The organism is Nesterenkonia sp., from assembly GCF_029265375.1.
Lineage (GTDB): Bacteria > Actinomycetota > Actinomycetes > Actinomycetales > Micrococcaceae > Nesterenkonia.
The window spans coordinates 20297-35727 of sequence record NZ_JAJUJJ010000026.1 but is presented as its reverse complement, the minus strand read 5'-3'; the positions used below and the strand labels follow the sequence as shown (position 1 = coordinate 35727).

The 15431-nt window shown below is 60.4% G+C and carries 10 protein-coding genes and 1 pseudogene; 7 read left to right on the top strand and 4 right to left on the bottom strand.

Features of this window, described 5'->3' with window-relative positions:
- Positions 1-426 precede the first annotated feature (426 nt).
- Positions 427-1998, top strand: coding sequence for an N-acetylneuraminate synthase family protein (locus tag Q1K09_RS10590; RefSeq protein WP_300345393.1), 1572 nt, complete (start codon positions 427-429; stop codon positions 1996-1998).
- 74 nt (positions 1999-2072) lie between these two features.
- Here Q1K09_RS10590 and manA read toward each other — a convergent pair whose 3' ends face one another.
- A complete protein-coding gene (manA, locus tag Q1K09_RS10585) occupies positions 2073-3323 on the bottom strand; it encodes a mannose-6-phosphate isomerase, class I (protein ID WP_300345392.1) in 1251 nt (416 codons plus the stop codon).
- A 221-nt stretch (positions 3324-3544) separates the two neighbouring features.
- Between manA and Q1K09_RS10580 the strand changes: the two genes are divergently transcribed.
- Positions 3545-7051, top strand: coding sequence for a glycosyltransferase family 2 protein (locus tag Q1K09_RS10580; RefSeq protein WP_300345391.1), 3507 nt, complete (start codon positions 3545-3547; stop codon positions 7049-7051).
- Positions 7052-7054: 3 nt separating this feature from the next.
- Positions 7055-8065: a hypothetical protein gene (locus tag Q1K09_RS10575; protein ID WP_300345390.1), complete on the top strand. Its 1011-nt coding sequence runs from the start codon at positions 7055-7057 to the stop codon at positions 8063-8065.
- Between the two features lie 63 nt (positions 8066-8128).
- Here the strand turns inward: Q1K09_RS10575 and Q1K09_RS10570 are convergent, their stop codons facing one another.
- From Q1K09_RS10570 to Q1K09_RS10560, 3 genes and pseudogenes are all read right to left on the bottom strand, one after another.
- Positions 8129-8983 carry an N-acetylneuraminate synthase family protein gene (locus Q1K09_RS10570; RefSeq protein WP_300345396.1) on the bottom strand — a complete coding sequence of 285 codons (855 nt, stop codon included), beginning with the start codon at positions 8981-8983 and terminating at the stop codon, positions 8129-8131.
- A 59-nt stretch (positions 8984-9042) separates the two neighbouring features.
- On the bottom strand, positions 9043-9849 hold the full coding sequence (locus Q1K09_RS10565; protein ID WP_300345395.1) for an HAD hydrolase family protein: 807 nt from the start codon (positions 9847-9849) through the stop codon (positions 9043-9045).
- Between the two features lie 9 nt (positions 9850-9858).
- Positions 9859-10275, bottom strand: a pseudogene (locus Q1K09_RS10560) (hypothetical protein); the annotation flags it as partial.
- 295 nt (positions 10276-10570) lie between these two features.
- On the opposite strand from Q1K09_RS10560, the gene Q1K09_RS10555 reads away from it, so the two are divergent.
- The 4 genes from Q1K09_RS10555 to Q1K09_RS10540 all read left to right on the top strand — a co-directional run bounded on the left by Q1K09_RS10555 (position 10571) and on the right by Q1K09_RS10540 (position 15361).
- A complete protein-coding gene (locus tag Q1K09_RS10555) occupies positions 10571-11605 on the top strand; it encodes a glycosyltransferase family 2 protein (protein WP_300345389.1) in 1035 nt (344 codons plus the stop codon).
- Positions 11605-13038, top strand: a complete 1434-nt coding sequence (locus Q1K09_RS10550) for a polysialyltransferase family glycosyltransferase (RefSeq protein ID WP_300345388.1) — start codon at positions 11605-11607, stop codon at positions 13036-13038. Before Q1K09_RS10555 ends, Q1K09_RS10550 begins: the two co-directional genes overlap by 1 nt.
- Positions 13031-13915 (top strand): hypothetical protein, encoded by an 885-nt coding sequence (locus tag Q1K09_RS10545; protein WP_300345387.1) that lies wholly within the window; start codon positions 13031-13033, stop codon positions 13913-13915. Before Q1K09_RS10550 ends, Q1K09_RS10545 begins: the two co-directional genes overlap by 8 nt.
- 69 nt (positions 13916-13984) lie before the next feature.
- Positions 13985-15361, top strand: coding sequence for a hypothetical protein (locus tag Q1K09_RS10540; protein WP_300345386.1), 1377 nt, complete (start codon positions 13985-13987; stop codon positions 15359-15361).
- Positions 15362-15431 lie beyond the last annotated feature (70 nt).

Here is a 15431-nt window from a genome sequence, read left to right as displayed (position 1 = left end):
GACGTCATGATCGCGTTGCTGAGCAACGCGCACCACGTCCTCTTTGAACTCCTTTGGATAAGGCTTGGGCATGATGACAATCCTTCCAGGCCCGGGGCGACCGAGCCAGATCAGTTGTCACCCATCCCTGCATCAGCCCCCACGGCCTGTCGGATCTGCGACGGTTCCTGTCCGGTGGCTCCTACTCCGTCTTCTCAAGGGGGTCGGACGTTCCATCGTCGGGCGTGTTCGTGGAGTGTTGTTTGCGGTTGAATAGGGACTCGAAGTGTCCTGCCCAGCCCTGGCTCGTATGTCGTCTCCCGGTCATAATCGGCAGGGTACTGCGCCAATCGAGGGCGAGTGGGATGAGCGCACATTTTCAGCGAGCCTGTAGAATCCTTAAGGCATATCTTCAGTCGTCTCACCGCAATAAAAAGGTCCTTCTACATGACAGACTCTACGACGCAGGCCATCACTGAGCTGGCTGCGGATCTGGCTGCAGACTACAGCAGTGACACCATCGTCATCCTGGGTAAAGGCCCTTCGGTGGACAAGATTGATCCCCGCATCTTCGACGGACATGTGGTCATCGGGATCAACGATGCTGAACGCATTCGTCCCACTGACGTCACGATCTTTTATGAGGACTGGGTCGCTGATTCGCTCAAGGACGACGGCTTGCGATCCAGAGTGTATGTCACGTCGACGGAGTTCGAGCCCGCGGGGCACAAGGTCATTAAGGCCCCGCACAAGCCGCTGGGAAATAACGAAGAAGACCTGATGCTTTCCCGCTTTCAGGATCGGGATGAATTCGCGGTCGAAGGTGCCATCTTCTTGAGTGCCTTGGAGATCGCCCGGGCCATTGCGGACCACAAGGGGAAGACCCAGACGGTCTATATGGTTGGATTCGACTTTACGCCCGGAACGGGTCCGGCGCGGGCGGCCACCACGAAATTCGCACCCGACAGCACTGTGCGACGGGCGAACATCGAAATCCAACAGTACATTCTGCGCAACGCGCTCTATGTGCTGGAGGACTCCAATCTTGACGTCAAACATGTGGGAATCCACGAGTTCTCTCATCTCACCGTAGATGACCTCAACGCACAGTCACGTGTGCAGGTCGCCGATTCGCGCCCCAGCCGCGAGGAGGACGAGGGGGAGCTCGAGATCCCCACCGTGGAGATCACGGCAGAGATCACCACTAATCACTTCGGGGACCTGGATCGGCTCGAGAAGCTGGTGCGGGCCGCACACTCGGCGGGTGCGGATTGGGTGAAGGTTCAAAAACGTGATGTGGAGACCTTCTACACACCTGAGCAGCTCGCGGCTCCGTATAAGTCTCCTTTCGGCACGACGTTCGGCGATTATCGGCGACAGCTCGAGCTGGACGCAGATGGCTTCAGGTTCCTGGATGAGCTGACGCGCGATCTGGGCATCGGGTGGTTCCCCTCGGTGCTGGACCGCCCATCATTCGAATGGATGGTCGAGGAACTGGATGTTCCACTGCTGAAGCTCCCCTCGACCATTTCAGAGAAGAAGGACTATCTGAAGTTTGTAGCGGATAACTACACCGGGTCTCTGGTGATCTCGACGGGCATGACTGACAAGGTCTACGAAGATTGGCTGCTGGAGACGTTCACCAAGCAGGACACCTTGTACCTGCTCCACTGCAATTCTGCCTATCCGACCCCGGACGAGCACACCAACATCGGCGTCGTGCGCCACTATGCCCAGTTGGCTGAGCGGCAGGCTCAGAGACCGGGGCCGCGTATTGTGCCAGGTTATTCCAGTCACGATTTCGGCTGGATGGCCTCTGCCCTGGCAGTGGCTGCAGGCGCTGGCATGGTGGAGAAGCACGTGAAGCTGGGCAACACCGAATGGGCGCACTTTGATGCGGTGGCAGTGGACCTCACCACAGACGAGTTCAAGGAGTACGTGGCAGCGGTTCGCAAGGCACAGATCCACGTCGGCTCAACCGAAAAGAAGATCACCGCGTCTGAGCATCACAAATACTGACCGGGGCTGGGTTTGATTCCAGCGCGGCCGAAATGGCGGGCGCAGCTCTCGCCCTGCCGGCGGCGCCTGGCGGGTCAGCCAGTGGGCACTGCGGCGACAAACACTTCGCTCGCCTCGGCAGCTGAAATTTTCAGGTCCTCACCCGCAGACACAAAGGCCGACGCCCCAGGTGTCAAGGTCAGGGCAGCGGCTTCAGGGACCGTTGGGTCCTCCACCTGTGCCTCTCCGGAGATGCACAACACGATGCGAGGGCCATCGCTGGCGGCAGGACGTTTCGAACCAGCGGTCGGGAACGTCATGCGTTCCAGCTGAAACTCTTCCACCTCAGGTCGGTACAGGGCGTGCCCTTCAGAGATATTCTCAGGAGTGAACCGCGGGTTCCTCAAAACGGAGTACTCGGTCACAGCGAGGAGCTCATCAACATCAATGTGCTTACTGGTGAGTCCCCCGCGCAGCACGTTGTCCGAGCTGGCCATGATCTCTACCCCGACCCCGCGGAGATAGGCGTGAAGATTTCCCGCGGGGAGAAATAATGCATCACCTGGTGCAAGGTCGACCCGGTTCAGCAGCATGGAGACTAGAATCCCCGGATCCGCCGGGAAAGCCTCACCGGTCAGGACGATCGTGTCCAAGGCAGGTCGCGCGGCCGGCGGGATGACGTCCGGTGACTCAGCAAAGCGTCGGGCCGCGCGGGTGGCCAGGTCCGCGGCCTCGGACGCGTCCTCTCTGCGCGATCTCAGAAGGGTGTCCAAAGCACGGCTCAGATTTCCGGCACGGACAATTCCTTCCAGGTCGCTCAGCAGAGCGAGAGCCCGGCGGGACTCGGAAGAGCTCCCGCGCAGAAGCGTCGGTTCCCCTTCCACCAATTCTCCGAGGATGTGAATATCGTGCGCGCAGTCCCGAGGATCTCGGAACCCGCAGAGCGCGGCGAAGTCTGTGAGGGCGACGATGAGCTCTGGCTTGTGGTTGTCATCCCTATAGTTGCGAAACGGTGCGTCGCGGGGGATGCCCTCTGATTCCTCCTGCGCGAATCGCCTCTGCGCTCGCGCCTTACTCGGATGCGTCTGAATGGACAAGGGCTGCTCAGCTGCTAGCACTTTGAGCAGATACGGAAGTTCGTGGAATCTGGAGTCGGGAACGCCCTCCATATAGTGGTCCAGGCGTACTGGCCCCTCCTCAAGCTCAACAGTTGATGGGGCGCCGGGATGGGTCCCCATCCACAGTTCCGCCTGCGGCACGTCGCTGGCGCTCCAGCCGAAAAGAGACTCGAATGCAGATCTAGAGCCCCACGCATAATTGCGGACCGTATTCCCCATCAAGTGCATAAGCCACACGCTACCGCATTTATTTGCCGGAACAAGCCGCTGAAGACTCTCTAAGGAAGCGGGTCGGCCGGCGAGTTCTAGCGGCCGGGAGGACCAGTGGTCTCTGAGTGGCGGCAGGTGTCAATCGCGCCCCATGTAGAATCCGTAGAGCCTCACGATGAAAAGCGTGATGGAAGAGCGTGAGGTGCCGCCGGCCATGACGGAGAGAGACTAGCATTTCCGTGATCGTTCTGAAGGTAGTGAAGGTCGATTCCGCGGGAATCATCGGCTGGTGCTACGACCCAGCAGACCCCTCGGCCACCCTGCAAGTGAACCTCGTTGTTGACGGCACGCAATACGGCTCAATGGTCGCGGATGTGCCGCTCCGTGAGGCCTATCCGGATTCCACTGCTGATCACCCGATAGGTTTCCACCATCCCTTGCCGATTGAGCTCCATGACGGAGAGCCGCACAGCATTGAGTTAGTCGAACCACGGTCCGGCGCCCGGGTCTCCCGCACCCTCCGGCTGGAGAATTACGCGGTCTCGTTCGACGACGATCTGTTCGGCCAATATCAGGGAACAGACAAGGGGGTCATACGGGGCTGGGCAACAGCGGACGGCGTCCGCAAGCTGCCGACGGTGACAATCGACGAAGAAGACATCTCCGTCGAGCACGCACAGGAACACGAAATCAATACGCTGCGCCGACTCTATGGTTTTCAAGCGTTGATTCCCCCAAAGTTCTATGATGGACAGCCGCATACCGTACGCGTGACGGTCTCCGCCTCGTCAGAACAGCACCTGCTTGGACAGGAAGAGATCACCTGGTCTCGCAGCTTCCGCAAGCTGCAGACCTGGCGCCATCCGGCGGCACAGCACGCCTCAGTGACTGTGGGGGATATACGGATCATCAACCGGACTGTCACAGTCGACCTGTTCGGGCACATAGTCAATCGACGTGCAGCACTCCGGCTGGGCATGAAGACTGTGGACCTGGTCCTGGACAGCTCCGCGGAGCCAGAGGATTCCATATCTCAGCAGTGGGGCTGCTACCGAGGAACACTGCCCCCCGATGTTGGTCGCGCGAGAGGCGACTACGAGCTCTTCGCTCCCGGCGATTCCCTGGGGCGCACCTATGATCTTCGACTCGGCGACCCTTCCGGGAGCCGTCCTCGCTACCTGCCGACGTCCATCGACCTGGAAGAATCCTCCAACCACGACTCTTTTCCAGCGCGCGATACGTTGACCTGGTTCGCCCAACAGCTTCACGCAGGGGGCGATGCACGCCTGCGCTGGTTCTCTCAGCTGGCAAGGGAAACGCGGTCCTGCGAAGCACGGGACGTGCTGGCTCTCGCCGCCACCGGAGGGGTGTTGAGCTACCGCCCACTGCTCCGCTCCTTCACGTCGAATAGCCGCGAGGTCAGCTGGGTCCCAGCACTTCTGACACTTGCGCAAGTCGTCTACAGCCAACGGATGAACCCGCAGGACCTGGACGACGTACTCAGTATTTATCGTTACGCGGAGGAGGCCTTCTCCGTGGACGAGGCATTCTCCGGGGTCGACAGGTCCTACTATGCGGACCTGCTGACCAAGCATGGGTCCTTGGACGACGCTAGGCGCATCCTTCGGCATCCCGAGCAGAACCTTTCCCGCGCGTACTCACAGCAGTTCCTGCTGCTGAATACCCTCAATCCTGCAACCCCCGAAGGTTCACGGAACGCACAGGCGTGGTTCAGTGAGCTGAATCGGATACTGGGTGAGGAGGGCTTCGCCCCCATAGTGTCTGGCGAGACGCCGAACTTCTTCAGGCTGAGCAGCCCTGCAGCGTCACCTGCACAGGGGGATCAGCCCCTGGTCTCCATCATCATGCCGGTCTACGAGCCGAACGAAGCCACCGACGTGGCTATCCGGTCGTTGCTGGATCAGACCTGGCGCAATATCGAGATCATCATCATCGATGACGCCTCTCCTGCCGTAGACGTCGACGGGAAGCCGACGAGATACCGAGAGCAACTCCAATCCTGGGCGGAGCAGGACGAGCGCATCCGGCTTATCCTCTGCGAGAAGAACCGCGGAGCATACTCGGTGCGCAACGACGCCTTTCAGATGGCTCGCGGAGAATTCGTGACAGTGGCCGACAAAGACGACTGGCACCACCCGCAGCGCATCGAATTCCAAGCCCGGGACCTGATGACCCACATGAATAAGCCGGCCAACATCGTCAACTGGGTACGGGTCAACGAGGATCTGCTGTTTCAAGTCCGGTGGGGGCCCGATCGAGTGGTTCATCCGGCCTTCGCCTGCATCATGTTCCGTCGCAGACAGGTGATGGATGCCATCGGGTACTGGGACCCAGTGCGCAAGTCTGCAGACAATGAATACAAGAGGCGCCTGGAACTGGTTTTCGGCACCACTCTGCAGCCGGAGATTCAGGCGCCCCTGGCATTCTCTCTGCTGGGCGAAGACAACCTGACCAGCAGTGATTTCGGGCTGGGCTACCGTCACCCAGATCGGGAGGCCTATCAATGGGCCTACTCGGGTTGGCATGACCAAATCGCTCAGGGTGCGTCTCCGCGGCTGAGTCACAACCAGTCAGAACGTCCGTTCCCCTCGCCGCTAGGATTCCTGCCTGATCGAGACGAGATGACAGTTCCGAGGTTTGACGTTGTATTCGCCGCCGAGTTCGGCGACCTCGGAGGCGAAGCTGTAGCTCAGGGTCGAATGATCCGTGCCGCAGTCGAGGCTGGCATGACTGTGGGGATCCTCCCCATTCGCAATGGTGTACGTCCGGAGGCGTCAAGACGACGTCTGGCACCGGAGATCCGGGAGCTGCTCCACCAGGGAGCGGTTCGCTGGCTCTCATGGGGAGCTGAGGCAGCTGCTGACGTCGTCATCATCGGAAGCCCGCGCGACCTCGTGCTGACGCCGACTTCGGCGATCGGCCTGGTCAGCGAACGCGTGGTGGTCAGGACTGACCTTCCCCCGCGGAGTCAGACGCAATACCAGTACTACTACGAGGTTCAGCATATTGACCAGAAGGTCAGCGACCTGTTCGGCGTCCCACCGTTCTGGGCCCCACAAGCCCCCTTCCTCCGGGACGCGCTGGAGGGTGAAGTTGCCCCTGAACGCATACTTGAGAATTTCGGATGGACGCCGTCCTATCCAGCCGATAGCACCAGGACCAGATTCCGGGCGGCAGGCAGCGCGGCTGCTGGGCAGCCGGTCATTGGCCGGATTTTGGATGAACAGGAAGCATGGTGGCCGGTGGCACGGGTGCGCAAAGATGCCTACCCGGACGACACGGAGGTGCGCGTAGCCGTTCAGTCCTCCCTCCGGCGCCTGTCGGCGGCTGGAGTGGTCCCCGAGTCTTCTGCGCCCGCGTCGTGGGCAGTGGAACCTGCTGCCCTGCGGTCCCATGAGGACTTCATTGCTTCGTGGGACTTCTTCGTGCACTACTCCTCAGAGGTGTGGGATCCGCACATTGAGCCGACGGTGACAGCGGCTCTTGAGCGAGGGGTCGTGTGCGTGCTGAATCCATCCTATGCGCCGGTATTCGGCGATGCCGCAGTGTACGCGGCGCCGGGAGAGATTCGGCAGAGCATCCTGCAGCTATGGGAAAGTGCCGCGAAGATGCAGGCACAGCGCCAGCGAGGCTATGACTTCTTGGCGCGGCATCGGCGCCCAGGGGACTTCCGGGAACGATTGAATCGACTAGCTGCTGCGAAGCTGCAGCAGGAAAGGGCTTGACGCATGCTTGGATTCGACTGGGAGCAGCACTTTGAATCGCTCAACTTCTTCGACGAAGCGCGCCTCTCAAAAATGGCGCTGAACGGACAACTCAGTGAAGGGGATGATCCGTTCCTGGTGGCCCACACACTGTGGGGAAGCCAGGTCCCAGTGAGACTGTCCGACTACGAGAGTTGCTGGGGATTCAGTCTTCGAGACGTGAATGAACCCATCACCGAGGTGCGGCTCCACTCGCCCGCAGGACAGGAGATTCTGCGGATAGACGGCTTGATGCCGGCCGATGACGTCGAGTACGAGCGAGGTATGCGGCTGAAGAAGCGACGTCCGGAGGACCCCGACCTAAACTTCTTCATCTCCTGGCAGATGGCACAGTACTTTCCCGGTTCGCCGTCGTACCGTGTCGCCGCCGCTGTGGTGGCCGTCTACAAGGCCGTGGAGCTGAACCGAGAGGAGTACATACAAGCCGCGGGCGCCCTGTTGAGAGAAGCCCACCAGCTGCTGCCGACGTGTCCACTCGCACGGAGTGTCCGGAAGAACCGAGAGAATCTGGCGGTTTCCCTGTGGACGGCCGAGTGGCATCTGCTGCTTCTGCGGGGGGACTTTCAGGGAGCACTTCGTGTATGGCGGGAGATCGCCGTCTTTATGGAGAACACCCTTTCCAACTATTTCAATGTCGTCTATAACGCGAATAAGGCGCTGCTCATCCTATGCTTGTACCACGCGGCCCATGGGGAGATGGATGCGGTAGAGAAGTACGCCGATCAGGCGTTTACGTTATTTCAGAACGCGGTTCGAGACGCTGACAAGACTCTTGCCCACTTCAAAGAGCTTAAGGTGCCCCATCAGGCCGCCTACGAATGCCTCGTCTTGGCTCGGGAGAAGCCTCGAGTCGGGGAGGACGAGGCGAAACGGCTCTTCAAGACATGCAAGCGCATCGACGCGGCCTCGTACGGCCCGTCATTCAGGAAGATGTGGCAGACAATGAGGAATGGTCTGGCTCTGGAGCGTGAATAGCATGCAGCGGGGGCCCGACCTGCCAGGCAGATCGGGCCCCCGCTGGGATGGTATGGAAGAGATTCAGCCGCGAAGGCTTGCGATCTTCGCCTTCTCGCCCTCCTGGACCCTCTTCTCGGGTGTGCCCAGGGCCTTCTCGATGACACGAATGTCGCGAACAAGGTGGGTGAAGCCCTGAGGCTCGACTGATGCGGCCTGATCGGAGCCCCACATGGTGCGGTCCAGGGTAATGTGCCGTTCCACAATCGCAGCGCCCAAGGCCACTGCCGCAACCGAAATCTGCAGTCCGGGCTCGTGACCGGACCAGCCCACGGGAACGCCGTAGCGCTCAGCAAGCATCGGAATGACCTTCAGGTTAGCTTCCTCAGCAGGCATGGGGTAAGTGGACGAAGTGTGGAGCAGAGCCAGATTGTCTGTACCCAGAATCTCGACTGCATGGTCCACGTCTTCGATGTTGGACATCCCGGTCGATGCGATGATCGGCTTGCCGGTTTCTGCCAGAGCCTTGAGGATGTCGTCGTTGTACAGGCTGGCTGAAGCGACTTTATGGGTGACCGCGCCCATATCTTCGAGGAACTTGACCGAATCCACATCCCAGGGCGAGGCAAACCAGTCCAGTTCGAGCTCTTCAGCGTACTTTGCGATTTCTTCGTACTGGGGCCGCTCAAATTCAACTTTGTACCGGTACTCCAGATAGCTCATCTCGCCCCAGGGAGTCTCGCGGCGCTTATCGCGCATTGCTGCGGGGGTGGAGACCTCGGGGTTGCGCTTCTGGAACTTGACGGCGTCGGCGCCTGCCTCCTTGGCAACGTCCATGAGCTTCTTGGCGGTTTCGACGCTGCCGTTGTGATTGAGCCCAATCTCGCCGATGACGTAGGTGGGGTGGCCGGGGCCGATGGTGCGATTACCGATAGTCATCGTCTGAATTGCTGTGGTCACGAGAGGTCCTTTCGGGTGGGTCAGGCGTCAAACGCCTGTTACTGTTGCCGCGCCGCTAGTATACGGTCACACACCTCGCGCACGGCGCCGTCCCCGCCGCGTTGGGCCAATATTAAGCGAGCGGCAAGCTTCACTTCATTTTTGGCATCAGCCACCGCGATCGGCCACCCTACTTCCTGAAGTGCGGGAATGTCGTTGATGTCATTGCCGACGTAGGCAACTCGTGCGGCGTCGAGATCATTCTCTCTGATCCAATGCCTGATAGCTCCTGCCTTGTCATCAACACCGTGCAGGACGTCGACCTGCAGCTTCGCGGCGCGAGCTCTCACCACTGGGTTCTGCTCTTTGGAGAGGATCAGGATCGGCATGCCTGTCTTTCGCAGGCGGGAGAGGCCAAGGCCGTCGGCACGGGAGACACGCACGGATTCGGTGCCATCTTGATGCACCGAGGCCCGGTCGTCGGTATGGACGCCATCGAAGTCTGTGACGAGTGCATCCACATCCAGATCCAGATCGGCAGTCAGTCCCAGTTTGTCGTCCAGCAGCGGCGCTATGGCCTCACACATGCGGAGGTCTTCCCAGGTGTCGATCTCGATGGCGGTGTCGGCGTCCACCTCCTGCACGGCGATCCGTCCGAAGAAGCGGTGCCGGGCCTCCTGAAAGCCTCGAGCATTCATCACGTAGAAGGCCCCGGTTTCCTGGTACTGCGGGGGGAGATCCTGACGGCGCGGTCTGTGGCCCACCTCGTGGCCGATCGGGACCAGCTGACCAGGTGTGGGCTCCCGCCACTGAAAGGCATGAGACTCCTTGGCAGCGAACGCGACATCCACTTCCTGTGATGCCACTCGAGAAACTGCAGTCCTGATGCTCGCCGGATCAATGAAGGGGGACGTCGCTTGGATGAACACTACGACGTCGGGCATGAAGCCGGGTCCCTGGCCCGGTTCCTCGGCGAGCTGGACGGGGCTGTCCTCATGTTCGACTCCCGGTGCACCGGCGTAAACGTCCAAGGTATGCAGCAGAGCTGACTCAGATGTAGCTGTGCCTCCGGAGAGACTGTCTGGCCGGCGTACCACGTCGGCTCCGGCGGCCAGCGCCTCAGCTGCGACGTCTTCGTCGTCGGTGCTGACTGCGACCCGCGTGACCCCGGCCCTCTGGGCTGCACGCACCGCCCGGTGAGTGAGTGACCTCCCCTGAATCCGGCGTACGTTCTTCCGGGGAACGCCGACGGATCCTCCGCGGGCCGGAATAATGGCGAGCGAGGTAGGCATGCAGAACTCCATTCGAAACGGCTGTGGCAGCGCTGGTGCAGCGGTTACTACTAGTACGTTAGCTCAGCCGGCAGCCGCCGGGACTTCTTCGGACCGGGCGCAGTCGGCTATTCGCCACATGCTGATGCAGTTCTAAGCCGCTGACCAGGGGAGTTGGAAGGGGACGGGGAGCAGCGCCGTCTCAAGCGCTGCGGAGCGGAGCAGGTGGGTTAGAGTGTGGGGGGACTTCGCCCGGACGCTTACAGAGGAAGGAATGAATGTGGGGGACATAGGTGTGTGGGCTGACGATGGGTCAGTGCTGCGGGTCGAATTCTTCGACACAGTCCACGAAGCCCGTCCGGTCTCGGCGGAGGAGCGTGCGCGTTCCGGGATTGAACTGTCGCTCGTGATCCCCTGCTTCAACACCGCGGAATACCTGCCCGACACCATGCGGAGTCTGCGCGCTCTGGAGGGGCTAGAGAAGTACGAGTTCATCTTCATCAACGACGCCTCCACAGACATGACCGCGCAGCTGCTCGACGAGCTTGCGCCGTCTCTGCCCAACAGCCGTGTGGTGACCCACTCGGTAAACCGGGGCTTGGCGGAGGCCCGCAACACCGGACTGGACCAGGCACGCGGCCGCTATATCGCCTTCTTGGATCCAGATGACTATGTGGCGTCAGACTTTTATGCTGTGCTTCTCGACGCCATCAAAACCCTAGGCGTCGATTTTGTGCGAACTGACCACGTGAAGTTCGAGGGACACAAGAGACACATCATCCGCGTCCCGTTCGGTCCGGCGTGGGAGCCCTTCGACTCACGGGAGGGCCTGCATCCGTTCGATGACAGAACCGCCGTCGACTACACGTATGCCTGGGCGGGCATTTTCGATGCAAAACTCATTGACAACGGCCTGCTCTACTTCATGCCCAACCTGCAGACATGTGAAGACCGGTCATGGATGATGAGGCTCCACCTGATGAGCGACAGGTTCGCAGTGATTCCTCATCCTGGATATTTCTATCGAAGAGGACTTCAAGGGTCGTTGTCCATGGTGGGCGACGAACGACAGTTTGATTTTGTCCGTGCCATGCGCCAGGGGGTAGAGGATGCCATGGCATCGTCTGATCCCGACAAGTACGTCCCAAAAGCAATTCGCAACTATTTAGTGATCATGGTGCATCATCTCAACACCACGAGCCGTTACACGCCAGAGTTGGCCGCTAAGCTGCCGGAGCTGTGCCGTGAAGGGCTCTACAAGCTGCCGTCTGGCAGACTGCTGGAATCTCTCAGGGACTTCGACGACAAGCGAGCGAGGCGAATTCTGAACACAATGGGAGTCGTGAAATAATGCAGAAAAGAGTTCAGATATTCGCCCCGGCCAGCATTTCAGAGCTCGTTCTTATTCGGGCAGGAATCGAATCGGGACTTTTCGGGAGTGCTTCCGAGAATCGTCGTGTTCTGCTCTGTGTCAGTACGGCAATGACCCCTGAGCTGAAGCCGAAGTTGATGGAGACTCCGGCCTTTTCCAGCGTCGCCCATTACTTCGACAGTGTCGAGGACTACAACGATTTTATCCGTCCTCACCACCCGTCTCACTGGGTGCCGCGCGAGGAAGACGCCCCACTGTGGGAGCGGTACGCGCGTGAAAAGTGGGGTCTGGGCTCCGCAAGTATCCGACTGATTCTGGAGACCATGCAGGCCAAGCAGTCCTTGGCGCTGGCCCGCATCTTCCACAACGCCCCCATCGACGTCATGTCTGACGGCCTGATGGCCTATGGGCCGACGCGCGACAAGCTGCCGCTGCAGCTTGGAACTCGAATCCAGCGTCTGATCTACTCGGACCTCCTTCCGGGGATCCGCCCCCTTCTTCACAGTGAATTCGGTGTGGCCACGACTCCGGTGCCTCCGAATCTCATCACCGATGGGTTCGATGCGGTGGCTCGTCAGGAGCAGGAGCGCGCCGGCGAAGTGATCGACCCCTTCAAGCACAAACCGGTCGCGCTCATCCTGGGCCAGTACCTGTCTGCGCTGCGGATCACCACGCCCGAAGAGGAAGCCGACCTATATCTGACAATGCTGAAGGCGGCGGTCGCTCACGGTCATACCCATATTGTGTTCAAGCCTCACCCCGCGGCTCCCCACCTTCAGGGCGAGGTTCTGCGCGCAGAAGCAGAGTCACTGGGGGTGAACTTCGACGAAGTGACTGGACCGGTCACGGCCGAAACCTTGTATACGCTGTGTCGAGTCTCTGCGGTCTACGGCTGCTTCTCCACAGGGTTGATCACTGCGGCCACCTACTACCAGATTCCCGCATGGCGGTACGGCACCTACCCGGTCCTCAGGAGTCTTTCGCCGTACCAGAACAGCAATCGAGTTCCATTGGCGCTGATTCACAAAGTCCTGCCCGATGCGAGACTCGACGAGGCTACCGCGGCCGGTAGGCACGCCGGGCCGTGGAAGAACCAGCCATTTGCCGTGCGTCACCCGGAGAAGGTCGAGAAACTGCTCCACGCCGTGGCCTACACGATGCAGCCTGAAGTGGTGTCCCACTTGAGAGACGACCTCGAGGCGTCAGAGGAGATCTTCAAGAAGATCAAACCGTACTTCACCACTTCGCGCCTGAAGTCACTGGGACTTCCCGTGCTCGAAACCGACACGGCTGCCAGCGATGGGGCCGGGAAGGATGCAGCTGCCAACGATGGTGTCGCGAAGGATGCAACTGTCATTGACGGGGCGGCGAACGATCCGGCGACAGGTGAGAAGCAGGTAGCGAATGGCTGACGTCGCACTCCATCTTGGGGCGCACAAGACCGCGACCACGTGGTTGCAGCGCAGGTTAGCATTGGGCAACGACCTGCTGGCTGAGCAGAACATCAACTACGTCACGATGGGAACGCTGCGGCGCCGATTCTCTTCACCCTTCGACGCGTGGCTCGCGGGCAGAAAGCTGCGCGGGGCAGTGCCGACCACGGAGCAGCTGGAGACAGTCCTTGGGGAGTACAAGCAGTCCCCATCCGGGAAGGTGATCCTCTCTGACGAAAACCTGATGGGTGACTGTAACCGAATTGTCCGATCAGGGCGCGTTTACCTTCACTGTGACCGACGATTGAAGGCCTTACGTGATCTGCTGGGGGAGAGACCCAGCGCTGTGGCATTCACGATTCGCAGCTATCCGGGGTTCTTGGCGTCGTGCTACGTAGAGTCACTCCGCCATGGAGAGTTCACCCGCTTCGACGACTTTCGGCACCGAATCCTCGAGGACGATGAGCTGTGGCTGCGGCCCATTCGCCGGATTGTGGAATCGTTCGGAGAAGACTGTGTCCGTGTCTTCCGGCTAGAGCGCATCGGCTCAGACCTTCCTCGAATGATCGATCTGCTCACCGGAGGGCGCATCGATGAAGCGTCACTTCCCGAAGTTCAGGAGAGGCGCGAAGGTATGTCCGGTGTCGCGGTTGAGACATTGCACATCATCGACGAAGTCTCGGGGTCTCGAAAGGCATCGCGTGCCGTTGAGCTCGTTGAGGAGCGATTTCCCCGCGGAGACGAGTTCGCCGGATTCAGGCCCTGGAGCGAGAGCGAGCAGAAGTACCTGGAGGAGAAGTACCAGAGCCACGTCGAAGCGATTCGAGCCAAGTGGCCTGGTGTTCTTATCGAGTAGAGGCGGGAAGATTGCCAATGTCTGAGGGGGACTGCAGTTCAATGCGTCATATTCTGGAAGGTGTGCTGAATGGCTGGTGAGGTGAACGACTGGACTGACGGGTACGCGGCGGGACGCGCAGCGGGGGAGCGGTTCGCCTATAAATCGCTGCAGGCTCCAAGTGACCGTCGTTCTGAGCACGATCGCCTCGTATGGCTCCTGAACCAGGTGGTGACCGATGCGGCCGGGCGCCGCGCCCCAGACCCCTCGCTCCTGCGTGAGCTGCGCTCTCTGGCGGTCAAGAGGCGCCGTCGCGACTGGAACGGTACAGCCCTTGCGGCCGTTTCCATCCTCGCGGCCCACTTTGACGACCGGCGTGCCCGTGCCTGGCTGCCCGTGATGATGGCCGGAGCTGGGCGCTACGAGGACGCAGTCACGCTGCCCCACCGGATAGGTGAGGCGGGGCCACCCCCCTGGGCGCTGATTTCTCTGGTGTCCGCCCGCCTCATGCTCGGCGACCAGGAGGGCGCCGCCGAGATGCTCGCCAAGCTGCGTGAAGACGCGCAGGTTCTAAGAGAGGACCTGGTCGCCGCGTGGGACGAAACCGCCGTCGGCCGCGAGTTCGCCCGGCTGGTGTCTGGCCACAGACCTGAGACGCTGCCGGTCTTCTACCACCTGCCTTTCACCGGTGGGACCAGCACCATCGTGTCGCTGAAACAGACAGTTCCCTGGTCCGCAATGGCTGAAATCAGCAGGCGCCACGGTCTATTCCAAATAGAGTCCCTCCTCCGGCTCTCAGAGGAGGAGCTGGCGCATCGAAGACTGATCCATCAGCACCACGCATTCTCCCTGGACTTGCCGGGCCGCAAGCTCACGTACTTCACGGTCCTCCGCGATCCCGTTTCGCAACTGTCATCTGGGTATTACAAGCGGCTCAGCACGCAGGGCATTGTTCCCACGAAGGACCACTCGAAGACATTTGAGGAGCACGCGCAGTACACGATCGACAGCGGTATGACGAACATGCTGGCTCGCCAGATCGTAGTCACCCACCCTGAGTTCACCGACGCGTACAAGCGGCGATTCTCCCAGCCGGGCATGTTCCGGTCGATTGACGCCGAGGAGGACATGTACTGGCTTGAAGCCACAGCCGATCTTTCAGAGGATCGTCTGCTGTCCATGTGCCGGGAAACCTTGGATGAGCGTTTCCACGTGGTGGGTACTATGGATCACCTTGCGGCCAGTCACCTGGCTGGAGCAGCGGCAGTGGGTCTTCCGATTACCCGCCGGCTGGTGCATCGCGGCCGTTCTGGACAGCCTAAGTCGGGCCTGTCGCCTGATCTCGAGTCGCGCCTGCGGGAGGCTAATAGCGTCGACCAGACTCTGTATGAGGAATACTCCGAACAGTTCCGGAAACAGCACTCTGCACTGATTGCAGCGGTGGAGGACGATCCCACGGAGAATTGAACCGGGGCGTGCGGATAACCAGAGACGTTCAGTTCCGAGTGTCCACTGAGTTCTGAGCGGTGAGTGGGCT